The sequence below is a fragment of the Streptomyces sp. NBC_01618 genome, assembly GCF_045209435.1.
Taxonomy (GTDB): domain Bacteria; phylum Actinomycetota; class Actinomycetes; order Streptomycetales; family Streptomycetaceae; genus Streptomyces.
Genome location: NZ_CP109297.1, coordinates 2,600,607 through 2,622,238, shown reverse-complemented (window position 1 = coordinate 2,622,238; position 21,632 = coordinate 2,600,607). Strand labels below are relative to the sequence as shown.

The 21,632-nt window shown below is 69.0% G+C and carries 11 protein-coding genes; 4 read left to right on the top strand and 7 right to left on the bottom strand.

The genetic code is table 11. The features are described from left to right. The 5 genes from OH735_RS12290 to OH735_RS12270 form a co-directional block, all read right to left on the bottom strand. Window positions 1-1,326, bottom strand: coding sequence for a hypothetical protein (locus OH735_RS12290; protein ID WP_406381457.1), 1,326 nt, complete (start codon window positions 1,324-1,326; stop codon window positions 1-3). A 103-nt stretch (window positions 1,327-1,429) separates the two neighbouring features. Continuing rightward, window positions 1,430-2,485: a glutamate ABC transporter substrate-binding protein gene (locus OH735_RS12285; RefSeq protein WP_406381455.1), complete on the bottom strand. Its 1,056-nt coding sequence runs from the start codon at window positions 2,483-2,485 to the stop codon at window positions 1,430-1,432. Between the two features lie 11 nt (window positions 2,486-2,496). Then, a complete protein-coding gene (locus OH735_RS12280; RefSeq protein ID WP_406381453.1) occupies window positions 2,497-3,888 on the bottom strand; it encodes a hypothetical protein in 1,392 nt (463 codons plus the stop codon). 333 nt (window positions 3,889-4,221) lie between these two features. Next, the gene (locus tag OH735_RS12275; protein ID WP_406381451.1) at window positions 4,222-5,196 is read right to left on the bottom strand and encodes an N-acetylglucosamine kinase; all 975 of its coding nucleotides are present in this window, start codon (window positions 5,194-5,196) and stop codon (window positions 4,222-4,224) included. After that, window positions 5,187-6,476, bottom strand: a complete 1,290-nt coding sequence (locus OH735_RS12270) for a 6-phospho-beta-glucosidase (protein ID WP_406381450.1) — start codon at window positions 6,474-6,476, stop codon at window positions 5,187-5,189. Before OH735_RS12270 ends, OH735_RS12275 begins: the two co-directional genes overlap by 10 nt. Before the next feature lie 152 nt (window positions 6,477-6,628). Between OH735_RS12270 and OH735_RS12265 the strand changes: the two genes are divergently transcribed. Continuing rightward, a complete protein-coding gene (locus OH735_RS12265; RefSeq protein ID WP_406381448.1) occupies window positions 6,629-7,825 on the top strand; it encodes an RNA-guided endonuclease InsQ/TnpB family protein in 1,197 nt (398 codons plus the stop codon). Between the two features lie 61 nt (window positions 7,826-7,886). Here OH735_RS12265 and OH735_RS12260 read toward each other — a convergent pair whose 3' ends face one another. Beyond that, window positions 7,887-9,110 carry an ROK family transcriptional regulator gene (locus tag OH735_RS12260; protein ID WP_406381446.1) on the bottom strand — a complete coding sequence of 408 codons (1,224 nt, stop codon included), beginning with the start codon at window positions 9,108-9,110 and terminating at the stop codon, window positions 7,887-7,889. 553 nt (window positions 9,111-9,663) lie between these two features. Here OH735_RS12260 and OH735_RS12255 point away from each other — a divergent pair. The 3 genes from OH735_RS12255 (at window position 9,664) to OH735_RS12245 (ending at window position 20,476) form a co-directional block, all read left to right on the top strand. Beyond that, on the top strand, window positions 9,664-13,290 hold the full coding sequence (locus OH735_RS12255; RefSeq protein ID WP_406381445.1) for a LamG-like jellyroll fold domain-containing protein: 3,627 nt from the start codon (window positions 9,664-9,666) through the stop codon (window positions 13,288-13,290). 242 nt (window positions 13,291-13,532) lie between these two features. Next, on the top strand, window positions 13,533-20,024 hold the full coding sequence (locus OH735_RS12250; RefSeq protein WP_406381444.1) for an RHS repeat-associated core domain-containing protein: 6,492 nt from the start codon (window positions 13,533-13,535) through the stop codon (window positions 20,022-20,024). A 182-nt stretch (window positions 20,025-20,206) separates the two neighbouring features. After that, the gene (locus OH735_RS12245; RefSeq protein WP_406381442.1) at window positions 20,207-20,476 is read left to right on the top strand and encodes a hypothetical protein; all 270 of its coding nucleotides are present in this window, start codon (window positions 20,207-20,209) and stop codon (window positions 20,474-20,476) included. A gap of 30 nt (window positions 20,477-20,506) precedes the next feature. On the opposite strand, the gene OH735_RS12240 is transcribed toward OH735_RS12245, so the two are convergent. Next, window positions 20,507-21,574, bottom strand: coding sequence for a mechanosensitive ion channel family protein (locus tag OH735_RS12240; RefSeq protein WP_406381440.1), 1,068 nt, complete (start codon window positions 21,572-21,574; stop codon window positions 20,507-20,509). Between the last annotated feature and the right edge of the window lie 58 nt (window positions 21,575-21,632).

Below are 21,632 nucleotides of genomic sequence, written 5' to 3'. Positions count from 1 at the left end.
TCACCGCCGGTCCTCCGGTCCCGCGGCCCGGCGCTGGGACAGCAGTTCGGCCGCCGTCTCCTGGTAGCGCAGCACCGCCTGTGTGGCGACCCGCAGATCGCACGGCGCGCTCCACAGCATCCGGCGCGCCGCGTCGTACCGCTCGATCAGCAGCGGGTCCTCGGCCAGACCGTGCCGGGCGACCTTCGCCTTGTACGCGTCGAGCCTGCCGCGCAGCTCCGCCCGGACGGCCAGCGGGGCCGTGACCGCGGTCAACGACTCACGGGCCCGCAGCAATTCCTCCTCGGCCTCGCGCTCCAGCGTCTCCAGGAGCGGGGAGAGCCGGTGCCACTGGGCGTGCCTGCGGTACTCCGAAGCGGCAGCCAGCCGCTCCTGGAGCGCGGTCGCCGGACCGCTCACCGCGGGCACCTCGGACGCGGCGATCTTCGCCAGCACCTCGCCGCGCGCCGACCGGGCCTCGGTCAGGGTGCGGTCCGCGCGGGAGAGGACGTCCCGCAGGTGGACCAGCCGCTGCTCGGCGTCCTGCCGGACCGCGAGCACGGCCTCGATCTCGCGGCGCACCTCGTCCAGGGCGCGGGCCGCCCGGTCGTAGCGCGTCGTGTCCGGGCGGCCGCCGCCGGGCGCCGAACTCCCGGGCCCCGACAGCCAGAAGGCGAGCGGATCGGAGATCACCTGTGCCCGCAGCGTGGTCAGCTCATGGGTGATCGCCGCCAGGTCGTCACCCGACGGGTGCTCGCCCGGGCGTACGCCGACGGAGTGCGCCAGCGACCGGGTGCGGTGCAGCTCGGCGGCGAGCAGGTCTATCCGGGCGGGCAGCGCGGACCACACGGCGTCGGACGCGACGACCATGTCCAGCGAACGGGCGTACAGCTCGTTCATCCGGGTGACCAGCTCCTCCAGCGTGAACCGCTCGGAGAGCTTGGCCGGGCCGGTGATCGACGAATCGGGGCGGCCCGCCGCGTGCGCCACGGTGATGCCCTGGCCGCGCAGCAGTTCGGTGAGGGCCAGCAGATCGTCCCGGTTGGGGTAGCGCCGACGTGCCCGCACCGAACGGGCCTCGGCCAGCGCCCCCGCGTAGGCGTCGAAATACCCCCACAGCAGCGTGATCGACTGCTCGGTGGTGGCCCAGCGTTCCTTGGTGACACCGGTCAGATCGGCGCCCTCCAGGAGCCGGCGGCCCGCGTGGTCCTGCAGGGCGAGGAGCGAGGTCTCGATCGCCTCGTGCTCCGCGCCCAGCCGGCCCAGCGCACGGTCCACCTCGTCCCGGTCCATGACCGGGCCGGGGGGGCTCCCCGCGTGGCCGGGGAAGGGGCCCGCGACGCCCATCGATCACCTCTCCGCTCCTCCTGCCGGGACGGGCCCGGCAGGATCAGGTCCACTGCCTCGCCGACGGGGTCCGCGCCGTCGCGCACACCCGGCCGACCCGGCACTAGTTGCTCCGGTACTTGGGGGCCGGCGGGGCCGATATCCCCGGCAGACCATCCTCCAGCCAGTTCCGGTACGACTGCATCCAGCGGCTGTTCGCACCACCCTTGCGGTAGTCGACCAGGACCTGATTGACCCGGGCCACCAGATCGTTCGCTCCGCGCTTCGTCGCCACGCCGTAGTACTCGGTGGTGAACGGCTTGTCGTCCTTGAGCTCGACCGCCGGGTCCTGGGCGGCCTGGCCGGCCGCCAGAGCGTTGTCCGTGACGATCGCGTCGACCTCGCCCAGTTGCAGCCGCACCAGGCAGTCCAGCTGGTTGGGGACGGTGAGCCGGTCCTCGTCCGCCTCGGTGCCGTCGTGCGGGTCCTTGAAGACCGCGCCGAACGACTGCTTCTCCAGCGCCTCGTACGCGGTGGAGCCCTCGGCGGTGCAGACCCGCTTGCCGGTCAGGGACTTGTCGAACCCGGTGATCGTCGAGTCCTTCGGCGCGAGGACCTGCTGCCCGGCCTGGAAGTAGGCCGTGGAGAACGAGACCTGCTTCAGCCGGCTGCAGTTGATCGTCATCGTCCGGACGACGACATCGACCTTGTCGTTCTCCAGGGCGGCGATCCGCTGGTTGGTGGGGATGGCCCGGTAGATCACCGCGTCACGGTCGCCCAGGATGTTCTCGGCGATGGCCCGCACCAGATCGATGTCGAACCCTTCGAGCTTGTCCTTGCCCTTGTCGGCTGCCGGATTGCGGTATCCCCAGCTGAAACTGTTCTGGTCGACGCCCGCGATCAGCTTTCCGCGCTGCCTGATCTTCTCGATGTTCGGACCGCTGTCGGACTTCGGCGGAAGGCTCGCCTCCGGGTCCGTGCAGTCGTCGGCCCTGGTCTGCACGGCCTGAGCCGTACCCGGCCCCGAGGCGTCACCGCCGAAGGCGTCGGCGCCGCCGTGGGAGAGCGGCAGCAGGGTGAGCGAGGCCGTCACCGCGCAGGCCACGGCCATGCCCGTCACCCCGCCCCAGCCGCGCAGCCCGCCGCGGGCGGACCACCGGCCCGTGCGCTTCCTGGTCATCGCTCCCCCTCTCACCGGTACTCCGAGAGCCTGCGGTTGATTCCGACGATCGCGGCCACGGCGGCCAGCGCGGCCAGCGCGGCGGCCCCGGTCGGCAGCCCGCCCAGCGCCCCTCGCCCGTCCTTCGCGGCCCGGGTGAACTCGTCCTGCTCATGGGCGAGCGCCAGCTCCAGCGCGTCGTCCACCCGCTCGAAGGACTCACCCGTCGAGTCCTTCGGCCCGATGATCTGCGCCCGCGCGCCCTCGTAGTCGCCGCTGTCGTCGGCCGTGCGGGCGGTCCGGTGGCGGCCCTGCCACTCGGAGACGGCGTCGACGGCCTTCGTCACCGGCCCGCTCCCCTGGTCGTCGTCGGCAAGCTTCCCGGCTCTCTTCAGCTCTTCACCGAGGGCCTTCATATCCGTGGTGTAGTCGGTCTCGTACTTGTCGTTCTTGCCGTCCGGGGTGAGCACCGCGCCGCGGGCGACCAGAGTGAGGTTCTCATTGGCGCGCGCCTTCAGCGAGTCGATCCGCGCGTGGTTGAGCACATCGAGGGACTGCTGCCCGTTCACATCGGCGGCATGCAGCTCGGACCGCGCCACCGTGTGCCCCACGGCCAGCCACAGCAGCACCACGGTGGACGCCGCGGTCGCGACGAGCAGCCCGTGGTTGAACACCCGGTTCGTCCTGCGGTAGTTGCGCCGCTGGACCCAGAACAGCGCGGCCAGTGCCACGACTCCGAGCCCGATCGAGAAGAACGGCCAAGCCCTGGCCGCGTCGTTGTCCTCGCCGAGCCGGCCGGTCTCCGCCGCGTACAGCCGTTCGGCGGCCGGCAGCAGGACGTTGGTCATCTGCTGGTTGGCGTACCGGAGATAGGCACCGCCCAGTGGCAGGCCCTGCCGGTTGTTGGCGCGGGCCCGCTCGATCAGGCCCGTGTACCGGGGGAGTTCCTCGTTGAGCGTGGTGATCTCGTGCCCGGACTTCGTCGACGCGTCCGTGTTGGCGGCGGCCTTCACCAGCAGCCGGGACGCTTCCTTGATGTCCCTGTCGTACCGGTCGTGGACATCGAGCGGCTCCTGCGCCCCGGCCAGGAAGCCGCTCGCCGCAGTGGTGTCGGCGTCCGCCAGCGAGCGGTAGATGGCCGCCGCGTCGGCGCTCAGCGGCTGGCTGCGGCCCACCACGTCGTCGGCGGCGGACGCCCGGTCGGCGATCTCGAAGGCCGTCACGGCCCCGAACGCGACGACGAGCAGGGCCAGTACGGCTCCGACGATCCGGAGCCTGCCCGGTTCGGTCGTCGCCGCGGTCCGCAGCCGTTCCGCCGTCGCGGACCAGGCACCGCGCTGCGGCGGAACGGGTACGGTCGCGGGCGCGGGCGGCTGCGCCCGCGTGTGTTCCGGCGTGGTGCGTACATTCGGCTGGTATGTCACTCGACCTCCCCCTCGGTCACTGACGGTGGCCCGGCCCCCGGCCGGTCGGGGGATGGTGCCCGGCCAGAAGTATGGCCGCAGGGACCGACATCCACACCACGAACGTCCGGATCCCGCATCGATCCACGGATGCGATCACACGCACGAGGATGCGAGCACACGCATTCGATCAAGGCCTGAGCCGCCGATCAAGCCGATCGGCGGACCAATCCCCGAAGCGGACCGATCTCCCTATCCATGAACACGTTCGGGACAACTGATCGGTTCCCGTACGCAAGGGGCGTCCCGCGACGCGCATCGCCGCGGGACGCCCCCGGGAAGAGACCGGCCGGATCAGCTGTACTGCGCACGCAGCCTCTCGTGCACCCCGGCCGCCGCCCCCGTGTGGTCCAGGCCGAGCAGCGCGGCCCCCAGCACCGGCGGCTCCGTCACCACCCGGAGCACCGCCTTCGGGGCGCGTACCGCGAGGAGTTCGGCGATCTTCGCGTCCAACCGCGGGTGGCGGGCCGCCAGTACGCTGCCGCCCAGCACCACCGGCGCCTCCTCGTCCAGCAGGTCCAGCCTGCCCATCGCGACCGACGCCATCGCGACGACCTCCTCCGCCAGCCGGTCCACCAGCGCGCCCGCCACCGGGTCCCCGGCCGCCGCGGTCGCGAAGAGCACCGGAGTCAGCTCGTGCCGGCGCTCGGACTCGACCCGGCCCAGATGCAGTGCCTCGATCAGCGCGTACATCGAGTCGAGCCCGAAGTGCGCGGGCAGCGTGCGCGCCAGCTCGGTCGGCCCACCGCGGCCGTCCTCGGCCCGCGAGGCGAACCACATGGCCTCCTCGGCCAGCCCCGAACCGCCGCCCCAGTCACCGGACATCCGGCCGATGGCGGGGAAGCGCGCGGTCCGCCCGTCCGGCACCATGCCGACACAGTTGATCCCCGCGCCGCAGACCACCGCCACGCCCCGAGGCTCGTCCACCCCGGCGCGCAGTATCGCGAACGTGTCATTGCGCACCTCGACCGTGCGGCCCCACTCCCTGCGGACCAGACCCTCGGTCAACTCGGCCTCCTCCACCGGGAGATCGACGTTGGCCAGGCACGCCGACACGTGCTCCACGCCGTCGACGCTCCGCCCGGACGTGGCCAGGGCCTGTCCGAGCAGCGGGGCCAGGACGTCCAACGCCGCCTCCACGCCGACCACCGGCGGCTGGAAGCCACCGCCGCGGGCCGTCGCCAGCACTGTTCCGTCCTCACCGATCAGCGCCACATCGGTCTTGCTGTTCCCCGCGTCGATCGCGAGGACCGAAGCGCTCACGCCCACGCCAGGTGCTCCCGGTTGTGTGCGATCAGCTTGTCGGTGAGCGCCTCGGCGTACTCGAACTGGCCGATCAGGGGGTGGGCGAGCAGCGCCCTGAACACTGCGTCTCTCCCGCCCGCCCGCCCGGTGGCTCGGCCGCCGCGCAGCGCCGCTTCCAGGGCGAGGTTTTCGTACGCCGTCACGTTGGCGATCAGCCCCGCGTACAGCGGGTCCAGCTCCGGAACGGCGAGCGGCGTCGCGCCCGTGCCGTCGACCCGGGCCTGCACCTCGATCACCGCGTCGTCCGGCAGGAACGGCAGCGTCCCCCTGTTGTACGTGTTGACCACCTGCACCGGGGAGCCGCCCGAGCCCAGCAGCGAGGACGCCAGGTCCACCGCCGCCTCCGAGTAGAAGGCGCCGCCGCGCTTGGCGAGCAGCGCGGGCTTCTCGTCCAGCGCCGGGTCGCCGTACATGGCGAGGAGTTCCTTCTCCATCGCGGCGACCTCGGCCGCCCGGGACGGCTTGGTGCCGAGCTCCCGCACGACCTCGTCGTGCGCGTAGAAGTACCGCAGGTAGTACGAGGGGACGACGCCGAGCCGGTCGACGATCGCCCGGGGCATGCGCAGATCGTCGGCGATCGCGGCGCCGTGCTCGGCGAGCAGCCTCGGCAGGACGTTCTCGCCGTCAGGGCCGCCGAGCCGCACCCCGAGCTCCCACGTCAGGTGGTTGAGCCCGACATGGTCGAGGTGCACCTCACCGGGGGTGACGTCGAGCAGCCTGGCGAATTTACGTTGGAGGCCGATGGCTACGTTGCACAGACCGACGGCCTTGTGGCCGGCCTGGAGCAGCGCCCGGGTCACGATCCCGACCGGGTTGGTGAAGTCGATGATCCAGGCGTTCGGGTTGGTGCGGCGGACCCGCTCTGCGATGTCCAGGACGACCGGGACGGTGCGCATCGCCTTGGCGAGGCCGCCGGCCCCGGTGGTCTCCTGGCCGATGCAGCCGCACTCCAGCGGCCACGTCTCGTCCTGGTTGCGGGCGGCCTGGCCGCCGACGCGCAGCTGGAGCAGGACCGCGTCGGCGTCGGCGACGCCCGCGTCGAGGTCCGCGGTGGTGACGATCCGTCCCGGGTGGCCCTGCTTGGCAAAGATCCGCCGGGCGAGGCCGCCGACGAGTTCGAGACGGTCGGCCGCCGGGTCGACGAGCACGAGCTCCTCGATGGGCAGCGTGTCCCGCAGCCGGGCGAAGCCGTCGATCAGTTCAGGTGTGTAGGTGGACCCGCCACCAACTACTGCGAGCTTCATCGGATTCCTCCGTGGATACTCCGCCCTTCAGGGCGGAGAGGAAACGGACTCCTGCGGAGCAGGGCAAGGAACGGGGTTTCGCTCCCGGGGCGAAAGGCCGTGCTGTGACCCGCAGATTTGATCTTAACTCGGAGTATGGCTAGTTTGTGAGCGTGACCGCGAGCCGTGTGAAGCGGGCGTTCAAGTACCGCTTCTGTCCGACTGATGCGCAGGCAGCCGAGCTGTCGCGCACGTTCGGTTGCGTGCGGAAGGTCTACAATCTGGCGCTCGCCGCCCGCACGGAGGCATGGGTGCGGCAGGAGCGGGTCAACTACAACGCAACGTCGGCGATGCTGACGGCGTGGAAGAAGACCGAGGAGCTGGCGTTCCTCAACCAGGTCTCGTCGGTGCCGCTCCAGCAGACGCTGCGGCACCTGCAGACCGCGTTCACCAATTTCTTCGGCAAGCGGGCGAAGTACCCGCGCTTCAAGTCGCGGAAGAAGTCGCGGAAGTCGGCGGAGTACACCACCAGCGGGTTCCGCTTCCGTGACGGGGCGCTGACCCTGGCGAAGATGACCGAACCGCTGGACATCGTGTGGTCCCGGCCGCTCCCCGAGGGGGCGAGGCCGTCCACGGTGACCGTTTCCCAGGACGCGGCGGGACGCTGGTTCGTCTCGTTGCTGTGTGACGACCCGACCGTCCAGCCCCTCCCCGCCACCGACAGCGCGGTCGGAATCGATGTCGGCCTGGACCACCTGCTGACCCTCTCCACCGGGGAGAAGATTGCTAACCCCCGGCACGAACGCCGGGACCGCGCCCGACTCGCCAAAGCTCAGCGGAAACTGTCCCGCAAGGCCAGGGGCGACGGCGCCAACCGGGCCAAGGCCCGGCGCAAGGTCGCCGAGATCCACGCGAGGATCGCCGACCGTCGCCGTGACCTGCTCCACAAGCTGACCACTCGGCTCGTGCGTGAAAACCAAACGCTCGTGATCGAGGACCTGACCGTGCGCAACATGGTCAAGAACCACACGCTCGCCCGAGCCATCTCGGACGCGAGCTGGAGCGAGTTCCGCTCCATGCTGGAGTACAAGGCCGCCTGGTACGGGCGCGAGGTGATCGCCGTCGACCGATGGTTCCCCTCGTCCAAGCTGTGCTCCGCCTGCGGCACCCTCACCGAGAAGATGCCGCTGAACGTCCGTACCTGGACGTGCGACTGCGCAGCGACCCACGACCGGGACGTGAACGCAGCGAAGAACCTTCTGGCCGCCGGGCTGGCGGTAACAGTCTGTGGAGCTGGTGTAAGACCTCAACGGAGTTCTCCGGGCGGGCAGTCGGCGCCGAAGCAGAAACCCCCACGGCGCGAGCCGTAGGAATCCCCCTCGTTCATGAGGGGGAGGAAGTCAAAGGTCAGCCCTTTACTCCGGTTTCCGGTCAGTGTGACGTGTCGAAGACTTCGTCACGCGTGGTGGCGAGTGCGCTCTCCAGCGCGCCGCGCAGGACGGGGCGATGCGTCACGGCCCCGGCGATCAGCCGGGGCCGGGAGGCCGCCAGCTCGGCGAGCTCGGACTCGACCCGGCTGCGCAGCGGCTCCCCGCCGGCCGTGATCAGCTCGCCGGACAGCACGACGACCTCCGGGTCCAGTACGGCGACCATCGAGGCGAGGCCGGTCGCGAGGCCCGTGGCGAACAGATCGAGGAGCCGGGGGTACGGGCCGTCCTCGCCCGCCTCCGCGGCCTCGGCGGCCCGGGTGATCAGGCCGGCCGCGACCTCGTGATGGGTGCCCGAGCCGCGGACCGGCGCGTCGTCGATGCCGAGCTCCCGGGCCAGCCGGGCCAGCACCTGCGCGCCCGCCAGCTCCTGGAAGCCGCCCGAGTTCGCCTTGGTGACCTGGCGGACCAGCGGGGCGCCCGGCACCGGCAGGAAGCCGACCTCGCCGGCACCACCGGTGAAGCCCCGGTGCAGCCGCCCGTTGATGACGAGAGCGGCACCGAGCCCCTCCTCGTTCCACAGCAGGACGAAGTCGTCGTGCCCGCGCGCCGCACCGAGCCGCTGCTCGGCCACCGCGACCAGGTTCACGTCGTTCTCGTACTCGACCGGCATCGGCAGGAACGCGGCCAGCTCGTCCAGCAGGGTGGGGGAGTGCCAGCCGGGCAGATGTGAGGCGTACCGCAGCCGCCCGGTCTCGGGGTCGAAGGCGCCCGGGGTGCCGATGACGACCCGGTGCACATCGGCGCGGGTGAGCCCGGCGTCCTTGACCGCCCCGTCCAGCGCCTCCGCCACCTGCCGCACCACGGAGTCGGCGCGCCGCCCCGGGGTGCGCAGCTCGAACTCGCCGACCGTCTCACCCGTCACATCGGCGACGGCGGCGACGATCCGGTGGGTGTTCACATCCAGCCCCGCGACATGCGCGGCCCGCGCGTTCACCGCGTACAGCTGGGCGTTGGGCCCCGGCCGCCCGGCCACGGTCCCGGTGGCGACGACCAGCCCGGCCGCCTCCAGCCGCGCGAGCAGCTGCGACGCGGTCGGCTTGGACAGCCCGGTCAGCTTCCCGATCCGGGTCCGCGAGAGGGGGCCGTGCTCCAGCATCAGATAGAGGGCGGCCCGGTCGTTCATGGCCCGCAGAACGCGGGGGGTGCCCGGTGTGGTTCCGGCCATGACCGTTGCACCTGCCCTCTGTTAGGAAGGTTTCCTATTCGGTGGAAGGACGGTAAGGCGCGGATTCCGGGGCGTCAATGGTCTGCATCGCGGTGGCAATCAAAGCGTTACTTGAGTGGCTGCCTGCGGTGTGGCCGGGGTGCTGTCGCGGGATGGTGTGGGAGGTGTGCCGCACCCCGGTCGAAGCGTGATGTGCATCACATCGACTGCGGGCCGCCCGGCGGTGACTGCTTGCGACCGTACCGGATTGCCTCATTCCGATTAGCCGTGAAGTCCTGGCGGAACGGTCGGCTTCATTCGTCTCGAGGGTGCGGGTGGCCGCCCTTGCTCACGCAGCGTGCCGACTCGTGACGCGAATCAATTCCGGCAAGTCGGCCGATTGTTTCGCTGGGGGATGCGCTCGATGTTTGTGATTGCGAACTCGGGCCTTGACGGCGGGAGTTGACCTGTCGTTGACTCCAGCTTCGTTTGTGTCGGGCGTGTGACTCTGGGGTGGGGGCTTGTGGAGTTCGATACGGGGTTTCGGTTTGCTCGAAGACGGCGTTTGGGCGGCGTGGCAGTGGCTGCCGCGCTGTCGCTGCTTGTGTTGCCGGTCCCGGAGAGTCACGCGGTCACCGCTGCGTCGGACTCCGCCGGGCTGAGCGAGGGTGGGCGGGCTCTGGCGGAGGCGAAGGCCTCGGGCAGCCGCGTGGAGGTGGTCGGGGAGCGTTCGGAGCGGACGACGGTGTTCGCGAATCCTGACGGTTTCACGTTCACTCTTGAGCAGTCCGTCGTTCCCGTGAGAGTGGCCAAGGGCGAGGGGGACTGGCAGGCGCCGGATGCCACGCTGGAGCGTCGGCCGGACGGGTCCGTGGGTCCGAAGGCGGCGGCGGTGGACATGGTGTTCTCCGGTGGTGGTGACGATGCGCTCGTGAAGCTGTCGAAGCGGGGGCGGTCGCTCGAACTGGACTGGCCGACGAAACTTCCGGCACCTCGGATCGATGGTTCGAGCGCGGTCTATGGCGATGTGCTGCCGGATGTGGATCTGATGGTCACGGCGACCGTCGAGAGTTTCCAGCAGGTGCTGGTGGTCAAGACTCCCGAGGCGGCTGCTGCTGCGGAGTTGAAGAAGCTGTCGTTCGGGCTGAAGGCGAAGGGGCTTGAGGTCCGCACGGGCGCCGCCGGGAACCTCACCGCGGTGGATGGGAACGGACAGACGGTCTTTCGTGCGCCGCCGGCCCGGATGTGGGACTCGGCGGGTGCAGCGGCCACGAGCCCGCCTGCGTCACTCAAGGGCAGTGCTGTGCAGTCCGAGGTCGAGGATCCGGCTGTACCCGGTGACGCCGCGGAGACGGCGCCGTCCGGTACGGGCATCGAGCCGGGCCAGGGGGACAACGTTGCCCGTATCGATGTGGAGGTCGCGAAGGACGCCCTCGCCGTCGTCCCGGACGCCGACATGTTGGCGAAGACGGACGAGAAGGCGTTTCCGCTGTTCATCGATCCGACGGTGACGTGGGGGGAGTCGGAGCGGACGCTGCTGCGCTCGGACGGGTATGAGTCCTACGGGTGGGGCAACGGGGATGACGGCCAGGGCAAGGGTGTCGGTAAGTGCGGTACCTGGAGCGGGTATTACTGCGGGCCGGGGTATGTGCAGCGGCTGTATTTCGAGTTCTCTCCGGCGAGCCTGAAGGGCAAGCAGGTTCTGGATGTGACGTTCCGGGTGACGGAGCCGTGGGCGTTCCAGTGCGACCCGCGGTGGGTGGATCTGGTCCGTACGAACAACATCTCGTCCTCCACCACCTGGTCGTCCAGGCCGAAGGATCTGGACCTGATGGTGGACCGGCATGTGTCCGCCGGGCGGGGTTCGTTGTGTGATCCGGATGCGCCTGACGCACCGATCGAGTTCAGGGACAACCCGGACGAGACAAACGAGAATCTGACGCCGACGGTCCGTGATTTCGCCGCGGGGAAGTTCTCCCGGCTGACGCTGATGCTCAAGGCGCATGACGAGGGTGACACCGGGGCTTGGAAGCGGTTCAGGAACGACGCGGTGCTGGCGGTGGATTTCGTCGGGCTGCCGGCCAAGCCGACCGGTATCGGGTTGGTGACCGGCTCGGGCACGGTGTGTGAGACGAAGGAGTCCGATCCCGCGATCGTGTCCGACCCCACGCCGACGCTGACCGCCACTCCTCAGACGGCGTCCGGGGGTGAGAAGGACGCGCAGTTGCGGGTGGCGATGGACGTGGACAAGAAGGCGTCCGACGGTACGTGGTCGAACGCGATCACTGAGATGGAGCGTCCGACGACTGGTTATGTCGGTGACAACGTGAAGCTCTCGGCGTCGTCTCCGGCTCTCGTGGAGGGCACCTTGTACCGGTACCGGTCGTGGACGCGTTCGTATTACAACGGGGGGAAGAGTCAGTTGCCGGGTCCGTCGAATGCCTCGACGACCGGTTGGTGTTACTTCAAGGTCGACCCGACTGCTCCGAAGGCCCCGAAGATCACCTTTGGTACCACGTACACGGAGTGCACCACCAATGCGTGTGCGCCCGGTGGTGGTCCGGGGGTGAAGGATGCGTTCACGTTTTCCGCTGCGGCGGGTGACAGCAATGTGGCGTATCAGTACCGGCTTTCGCAGGACGCCGCGTGGTCGGCGGAGCGTGCTGGTGCGACGGTCAAGGAAACGATCACGCCGTCGAAGCCGGGAACGTTTCGGTTGTACGTCCGGGCGAAGGACACGGTCGGCCGGTGGGGCGCGCAGAATCTGGTGGACTTCCTTGTCGCGGCGGGTGAGGGACCGGTCGGCCGGTGGCACTTCGACGAGGCGGACGGGGATGCCAAGGACGCCGCCACGGCTGACGGTGCCGACGACGTCACCCTTGCCGGAGGGGCGGTGCGGGACGATCGCGGTCGCCGCGGGCTGATCACGCACGACGCACTGGGTGATTTGTTGCCGGCTCCGGTCACGGACAAGGGGCTGTCGTTGAACGGCACCACCGGGTATGCGGCGACCGGCGGTCCCGCCCTGGAGACCCGGTCCGCCTACACGGTCTCCACCTGGGTGCGGCTGGACAGCAAGGCGTCCGACGCGATCGTCCTGTCGCAGGACGGCGCGCACTACAGCCCCTTCATCATCTGGTACCACAGGCAGCTTGACACCTGGTGTTTCGGTACCAAGGACAAGGACGAGGCCACGGGCAACGCCTACTTGGGGATCTGCGGCCTCAAGCCGGCCCAGCTCAACGCGTGGACACATGTGGCGGGCAGCTATGACCCCGCCACTCAGGAAGTGGTGTTCTACGTCAATGGTGTTTTGCAGGGCAAGAGGATCAACGCGGGTACCTGGGAGGCGGCGGGCGCTCTGCAGATCGGCCGGTACAAGTGGGCCGACAGGTATCAGTACTACTTCCCCGGCAGCATCGACGAGGTCGCGGTGTGGCAGCGAGTCCTGTCGTCGGACGAGATCGTCGGCGAGGCGAGACTGCTCACGGCTCCGGGCTATGCGGCCACCGAGCTGGTCGCGGACTGGTTGCCGTCGCGGGGCAGCGGTTCGGTCATCGGTGACACCACTTCCGGTTACGGACGTGGTCTGACGCTGACCGGTGGCGCATCGCTGGATGGCGAGGAACTGGTTCTGGACGGTGTGGACGACGCGGCCACGGCGACCGCTCCGTTGGTGGACGACACGGGCTCGTTCACGGTGACCACCTTGGTGTCGCTGGACGAGGCGAAGCTGGCCGCGAAACCGGTCGGCCACGTCGGACAGGTCCTCGGCCAGCGGACGGCCGACGGTTCCGCGTGGGGGCTGTGGTTCGAGGTCACGGGCCATAAGACCGTGCTGGACGAGGAAACGCTGGAGGAGAGGCAGGTACCGGTCGGGTTCTGGCGCTTCGGGCGGCTGAACGCTGACGGCACTTCCTCCTCGGTGGTGTCGGACGAGGAAGCGGCGATCGACTCACCCGTGCGTCTGACCGGCATCTTCGACGCGCAGGACGCGACGGTTTCGCTCCGGGTGGGCTACGTACTCAACGCGGAGCCGAAGCTGTTCACGGCGAAGGCCGGCTCCGGTGAGTTCGCCATCGGCAAGGGATTCAACGGCGGGGCGTGGAAGTACTTCCTGCCCGCCCGCTTGGCCGAAGTCCGGGTCTGGGCCGGAGCGATAGCGAGCCAGGAACAGGCCGAGGACCTGGTGAGCGACTGACCGCTCAGCGGGGCGGGGGCGCCTTCCGGCGCCCGCGCCCCGTCACGCCGGGGGCTCCTGGACCCCGTCGTTGCAGCGGGGCGATGCCCGCAATTCTTCCAACTGACAGCTTCGGGGCGGGGACAGACATGGCATGGGGCATAGGCGGCTCACGTGGCAACAGATCGTGGGGCATGGGCCGTCGTCGTGAGAGCCGGTTACTGGTGATGGCTTTGGCCGCCGCGTTGACGGTGCCCGTGGGGATGGCACCGGTGGCCTCCGCACAGACGGGTGGCCTGGGCCGACCGGATCTGCCGGAGCAGCGGGTCAGCAAGGTCAGGAAGGTCACGGGTCTCGGTGCCGAACGGGCCCGCGAGCGGGTGGCGAAGGACCGCGCGGTCAACGCGGCCCAGGCTGAGAAGGCGGGCAGCGAGCGGCGTGCCGCCTGGCCGGCGGCGGGTTCCGCGAAGGTGACTCCGGGGCCGCAGGAGAAAGCGAAGATCTCGCCCGGCGGGCTGCCGGTGACGGTGACCCGGCCAACCGGGACGGGCGGTGACGCCGCTCCCGCCGATGCCGGAGTGACGGTCCTGGACCAGCGGAGCGCAGACCGGCTCGGCATCACAGGTGTGGTGCTGAGTGCCCAGTCGGACGCCGGGGGCTTTGCCGAGATCGGGATCGACTACAGCCGTTTCGCTTCCGCGGTGGGCGGCGGCTGGGCGACACGGCTGGAACTGGTGCGGCTGCCTGCTTGCGCTCTGCTCACGCCACAGAAGGCGGACTGCCGCACGCGGACTCCACTCGGGTCGAGCAACAGTGTGAAGAACCGGACGGTCACCGCTCGGATCCCGTTCGGATCAACGGCCGGCACAACGGCGGCGGGGACCGACCTCGGTGCCCCCGTGGTGCTGGCCCTGACGGCGGCAGGCGCCGGAGAATCGGCCAAGGGCACCGGCGACTACACCGCTACCGAGCTGTCGGAGTCCGCTTCGTGGCAAGCCGGGGCGAGTTCGGGTTCCTTCGCCTGGTCCTACGACTTCTCCCTGCCGCCGGCCGCGGCCGGCCACACTCCGCCGCTCGGCCTCTCCTACGACTCGGGGAACGTCGACGGGCGGACGGCGACGACGAACAATCAGGGCTCCTCGGTGGGTGAGGGCTTCGCGTTCACCGAGTCCTACGTCGAGCGGACGTACGGAAGTTGCGACAAGGACGGGCACGATGACGTCTTCGACCAGTGCTGGAAGTACGACAACGCCCGGCTGGTGCTGAACGGCAAGGCCTCCCGCCTGGTCAAGGACAAGACGGGTGTTTGGCGGCTGGAAGGTGACGACGCCTCGAAGGTCAGCCGGTCCACAGGCGCGGACAACGGCGATGACGACGGCGAGTACTGGACCGTGATCACCGGCGACGGCACCAAATACGTCTTCGGCCTGAACAAGCTCGACGGCGCCGGTGACCAGCGCACCGACTCCACCTGGACGGTGCCGGTCTTCGGCGACGACCCCGGCGAGCCGGGGTACTCCGAGGGCAGTGCGTTCGCGGACCGTTCGCTCACCCAGGCGTGGCGCTGGAACCTCGACTACGTGGTGGACACCCACGGCAACGCGGCGACGTACTGGTACGCCAAGGAGTCGAACCACTACAAGAAGAACAAGGCATCCAAGTCCAGTGCCGAGTACACCCGCGGCGGGTACCTGAAGAAGATCAGGTACGGGCTGCGGGAAGGCGCTCTGTTCACCGATGACGCGGACGCCGAAGTCACCTTCGACCACGCTGAGCGGTGCACGGCCTCCGACTGCTCCAACCTGACGAAGGACACCTCGAAGAACTGGCCGGACGTTCCGTTCGACACGATCTGCGCCAAGGACGACGCGGACTGCAAGGCCGAGTCACCGGCCTTCTTCTCGCGAAAGCGCCTCACCGGCATCAACACCTTCTCCTGGTCGGCCTCGGGCAAGAAGTACGAACCGGTCGACTCATGGGACTTCACGCAGAAGTTCCTCGACGGCGGGGACATCGGGGACAGCTCCGACCAGGTCCTCACCCTCCAGTCGATCAAACGGACCGGTCGGACCGGGACCGCGATCGCTCTGGACCCGGTCTCGTTCACCTACCAGATGCGCCCCAACCGGGTGGACGCCACCGACGACATTCTGCCGCTGACCAGGCCCCGACTGTCGACGATCACCTCGGAGACGGGCTCCATCACCACGGTCACCCTGTCCGCCCCCGAGTGCGTGCGCAGCCAGGTCATCGACGCGGCGCAGGACTCCAACACCCGTTCCTGCTACCCGCAGTTCTGGAACATCAACGGTGCCGAAAAGGCATCGGTGGACTGGTTCCACAAGTACCGGGTGCTGGCGGTGACGATCTCTGATCCGGCCGGTCAGAACGACACGGTGGAGAACGAGTACGCCTACAGCGGCGCAGCCTGGCACTACAGCGACGATCCGTTCACCGCGAAGGACGAGCGGACCTGGTCGGATTGGCGCGGGTACCGGCAGGTGACCGTCTACAGCGGTGCGAAGAACACCGGCCGCTCCAAGAGCGTGTCGCTGTACATGCAGGGCATGAATGGTGACAAGCAGAAGGACGGAACCACCCGTTCGGTGACCGTCCCAGCCCTGACCTCGCCCGCACTGGGCATCGGAGGCATCGAGGACAGCGACCAGTACGCCGGCCAGCTGCGACAGAGCGTCACCTACGACGGCACCACGGCGATCTCGGCGACCATGAATGAGCCGTGGTCGAAGGAGACCGCCCGTCAGGACGTCCCGGACGCCGCCGATCACGTGGCACGCTACGTCCGTACCGCGGCGTCGACGAACTACACCTACCTCACCGTGCCGAAGACCTGGCGCTCCACCCGTTCCGCGAGCACCTTCGACGACTACGGGATGCCCGTGACCACCACGGACTTCGGTGACCTGGCCGTCTCCGGCGACGAGACCTGCACCCGCACCTGGTACGCCCGCAACGACGCCACCGGCCTGACCTCGCTGGTCTCACGCGCCCGTACCGTCGCCAAACCCTGCACCACCAAGGAGACCTCCCTCGACCTGCCGACCGGCAGCGCCACCCGCGGCGATGTGCTCTCCGACGTGGCGACGGTCTACGACAACGCCACGGCCACCGCGTGGACCACCGGACAGAAACCCACCAAGGGCGACGCCACTTGGACCGGCCGCGCCGCCGCCTACCCCGCGACGGCCACCGCCGACGAGCGTCACCCCACCAGCTGGCAGAAGATCACGACCACCACCTACGACAAGCTCGGCCGCGCGAAGACCGTCACCAACGCCCTGGGAAAGACCGGCAACACCACGACCTACACCCCCGCAGAAGCGGGTCCCCTCACCAAGACCGTGGTCACCAACGCCAAGGGCCAGAACACGGCCACCTTCCTCGACCCCCGCCGCGGACTGCCCGAGCGCACCTATGACGTCAACCTGAAGCTGACCGAGACGGCGTACGACGCACTCGGGCGCATGACCGACGTGTGGAAACCGAACCGTATTCGAGGCAGTCAGAGCCCCAACGTCAGGTTCGCCTACCACCTCAGCCGGACCAAGGCGTCCTCGGTCGCCACCTCGACGCTCAAGGCCGACGGCGAGACGTACAACACCTCCTACGCGGTCTACGACGCGCTGCTGCGCCCGTTGCAGAGCCAGTCCCCGACGTCCCTCGGCGGCCGGCTGCTGACCGACACCCGATACGACAGCCGGGGTCTGGCCTACGAGACGTACGCCGACATCTTCGACAGCACCAGCACTCCGAACGGCGACTACACGCGGGCCGAGTACGGCGAGGCGCCCACCCAGAAGGAGACCGTCTTCGACGGCGCCGGACGGGCCGTCGCGAACAGTCTGTACGTCTACGGTGTCAAGAGGTGGACGACCAGGACCGATTACACCGGTGACTCGACCGCCACCACGGCGCTGAAGGGCGGTGCGGCGACCCGTACCATCACCGACGCGCGCGGGCGGGCCGTCGAGACCCGCGAATACGCCGCCGAGAGTCCCGACGACCCCGCCTACGGCGCCACGCTCGGCGCCTCGTACACCTTCACCAAGACCGCCTACACCCCTGACGGCCTCCAGCGTTCGATCACCTCCGGTCAGGAATCGGCCAGTTGGTCCTACACCTACGATCTCTTCGGCCGCCAGGTGAGCGCCGACGACCCCGACAAGGGGCGGACCCGGAGCGAGTACGACGCCCTGGATCAGGTGATCAAGGTGACCGACTCACGCCCGAAGACCATCCTGACCGAGTACGACGACCTCGGCCGCGTCCAGTACACCTGGGACGGCGAGAAGACCGACGAAAAGCTCCTGACCAGCTACGAGTACGACACGGTCGCTAAGGGGCAGCTCACGTCCTCCACACGCTACGTCGGCGGCGGGAACGGGCAGGCGTTCGTCAAGGAAGTCACCGCCTACGACAGCCTGAACCACCCCACCGCCGGCCGGATCACCCTCCCGGCGGACGATCCCCTCGTCCGGGCGGGCGTCCCCGCGACTCTCGACTTCTCCAGTCACTACCGCATCGACGGAACCGTTCAGACCAGCAGTGAGCCGGCAGTCGGCGGTCTGGCCAAGGAGACCGTGGAATACGGCTACAACGGCGTGGGCAAGGTCACCTCCCTCCAAGGCGCGACGGGCTACCTCCGCAGTGCCGACTACTCCGCACTCGGCCAGGTCCAGCAGCTGACCCTCGGCACCGGTGGTCCGGACGCAAAGAACATGTATGTGACCAACACCTACGAGGAGGGGACCGGCCGACTCACCCGCAGCCATGTCACGGACCAGACCCACCCGTACATGCTGCAAGACCTCAACTACACCCAGGACGACGCCGGAAACGTCCTGTCCATCAGCGACGCCGCCACCCTCGGCGGCACCAGCGAGGCCGACAACCAGTGCTTCGCCTACGACGGCCACCGCCGTCTGGTCGAGGCATGGACCCCCAGGACGGCCGACTGCGCCACCACCGGCCGAACGGTTGGCAACCTCGACGGCGCCGCCCCGTACTGGACCAGCTACAGCTACACGGACGCCGGTCAGCGCAAGACCCTGACCACTCATTCCGCCGCCGGTGACGCCACCACCCACTACAAATACGGCACCGCCTCCGGCCAGCCCCATCCGCTCGTCGAGACCACCGGTCCCAAGACCGAGACCTACACGTACGACTCGGTCGGCAACACCACGGGCCGCCCCGGTACCCAGGCCCGGCAGACCCTGACCTGGAACACCGAGGGCAAGCCGGCCACGGCCACCGAACCGGCAGCAAACGGCAAGCCGGCACGCGCCACCAGCTACCTGTACGACGCCGATGGGCAACTCCTCATCCGCCGCAACACGAGCGGCGACGGCGACACCGTCCTCTACCTCGGCAGCACCGAGGTGCGCCTCACCACCAAGGGTGCTTCCACGTCCCTCGCCGGAACGCGCTACTACGCCGCGGCGGGCCAGACCCTCGCCGTACGCACCGCCAGAGCCGGAGCGGCGGGCAGCAATCTCTGTTACCTCGCCGCGGACCACCACGGCACCAGCAGCTTGGCCGTCGACGCGACCACTCAAGCGGTGACCAAGCGGCACACCACGCCCTTCGGCGATCCACGCGGCACCGAACCCACCAGCTGGCCGGACGACAAGGCATTCCTCGGCAAACCGGCCGACACGACGACCGGACTCACGCACATCGGCGCCCGTGAGTACGACCCGGGCATCGGCCAGTTCCTCAGCGTCGACCCGGTGCTGAGCGTCGACCAGCACCAGTCCCTCAACGGCTACAGCTACGCCAACCAGAGCCCTGCCACCAACAGCGACCCCACCGGACTCGCCTGCTACGGGGGAAACCACTCCGCAAGCTGTAATCCGAACGGGCAGGGCGGCGATCTCCCGGGAAGCGACAACTGCTACGGCGGCAATCACTCGGCCAGCTGCAACCCCAATGGACAAGGAGGCGCCCTCCCCGGCAGCACGCACAGCGACAGGGGCAGCGGAAGCGGCCGTTCGGGCGGATCGGGTGGCACCGCACGGCTGGGTGGGACCCCTGCCGGCAGCAATACCCCACCGCTCCTGCTCGGCCCCGCACCCGATACCGCCCTGCCGTGCTACCAGACCTCTGCATGCACGACGAATTCGGACCTCGGCCCCGTCTTCCAGAAGCTTGCCGAAATGTTCAAGGTGGCAAAGGCGCGGCAGGAGCTGGAAGCGCAGTGCGACAAGAACCCGAGGACGAAGCAGTGCATCGACCTCGCGTTCGAGGATGAGAACTGGGAGGACATGTTCACGGACGAGAACGGCGTCTTCAACGCCTGCACGTCCTACGGGCATCAGGCCACACGCTGCGCAGACAAGGGCAATCTGTCCGGGGAGATCGGACCGCCCTGGCTGGGCAAGGCCGTGGGGCACGGATCCGTCGGAGTCGCCTACTGCTTCGTGATCTGCATCGGGGTGTCACAGGCCGGCGACGGGCACCGCTATTTCAACATCGGTGCGGTCGGATTCGGCGGCAGGTCCGTCTCCGGCGGGGCCGCGACGGCCAAGAGCGGCGATCAGTCCTGGTTCAGCGTCCAGGGCTGTGCGAGCCTGGGGCCCGGCGCGTGCGGAACCATCGGGACGCGGTCGGACCCGAACGCGCCGACGTGGTCCACGGATCAATCCAGCACGGGTGATTACTGGTACGGGGGTTCCGTGGCTCCAGGAATAGGATGGTTTGTCGGCTTGAACATATCCATTCCGATCCCCTAATAGAAAAGCCAACGGAAAGGAAGGGTTCTGCTCCGCCCTTTCGTTCCATCAGATGGCCGACGGCTTCCCCGCACCGAATTCATGGGCCGGTGCGGGGAAGCCGTCGGCATGCGTGATGCCTGCTGATATCTTTGGCAGCGGCTGGGGGATCACCCGGTGATCGACGTGGTGGGGGCCATCGAATGGAATTTTTCGGCATGATGTCCGCATCGGCCGCGCGGTCGCCCGCGCCCGCCTGGGTGATGTTTCCGCTCGGTGTTCTCACGCTTCTCGTCGGTGCGTTTGTCGCGACGAATTTTCGTGGAATTCCGAAGAAATGGCACGAGAGCTTCGGGGGGCGTGAGGACCGGGGTTTCTCGTCCTCCTACGCACACCAGAGGCTGATCGGCGTCGTGCTGATCGCCGGGGGCGTCTGGGCACTCGTTGGCACGACGGTGCGTCTGTTCTCCTGATGCGTGGTCAGTACCCCGGGAGGCCGAACGTCATTTCGACATGTTCGGCGGCGGGGTGATCGGTGTCGCGGCCAGGGACTGCGGTGATGTCGCCGACGCGTACGCCGAGGGGGCGGCCATGGAGGCCGTCGGGTCGGCGGCGGTCGGCTCGTCCGCCTGGGCCTGGACGCCGCCGACCATGCGGATGCCCGACTCGTCGAAGGCCCGCTTGATCCGCCAGCGCAGCTCGCGCTCCACCCCCAGCGCCTTGCCCGGCATCGTCTTCGCGGTCACCCGGACCGTCATCGAGTCCAGCGTCACGGCGTCCAGGCCCAGGATCTCCACGGGACCCCACAGCCGCTCGTTCCACGGGTCCTCCTTGGCCATCGCCGTGGCGGCCTCGGTGATCACCGTACGGACCTCGTCCAGGTCCTCCGTGGGGCGCACGGGCACGTCGACGCCGGCCGTGGACCAGCCCTGGCTGAGGTTGCCGATCCGCTTCACCTCGCCGTTGCGGACGTACCAGATCTCGCCGTTGTCGCCGCGCAGCTTGGTGACCCGCAGACCGACCTCGATGACCTCGCCGGAGGCGACGCCCGCGTCTATGGTGTCGCCCACGCCGTACTGATCCTCCAGGATCATGAAGACGCCGGAGAGGAAGTCGGTGACCAGGTTGCGCGCACCGAAACCGAGCGCCACACCGGCCACACCGGCGGAGGCCAGCAGCGGGGCCAGATTGATCTGGAACGCGCCCAGGATCATCAGCGCGGCCGTGCCGAGGATCAGGAACGAAGCGACCGAGCGGAGTACGGAACCGATCGCCTCGGAGCGCTGACGGCGGCGTTCCGCATTGACCAGCAGTCCGCCCAGCGCGGTGCCCTCCACCGCCTGGGCGCTGCGGTTCATCCGGTCGATGAGCTTGGTGAGAGCACGGCGGATCGCGGTGCGCAACACGATCGCGATGGCGGCGATGAGCACGATGCGCAGACCGGTGTTCAGCCAGGTGGACCAGTTCTCCTGCACCCAGCCGGCGGCGTTGCCGGCCTGTTCGGCGGCCTCGTCCAGCGAGCCGCCCGGTCCGGGCGACGGAGCTGCGGCCAACAGGGTGGACAGGAACACGGTGGAACCTCCAGGTGGGCGACGCGGACCAACCACACTAACGGGGCATCGGAAGTGT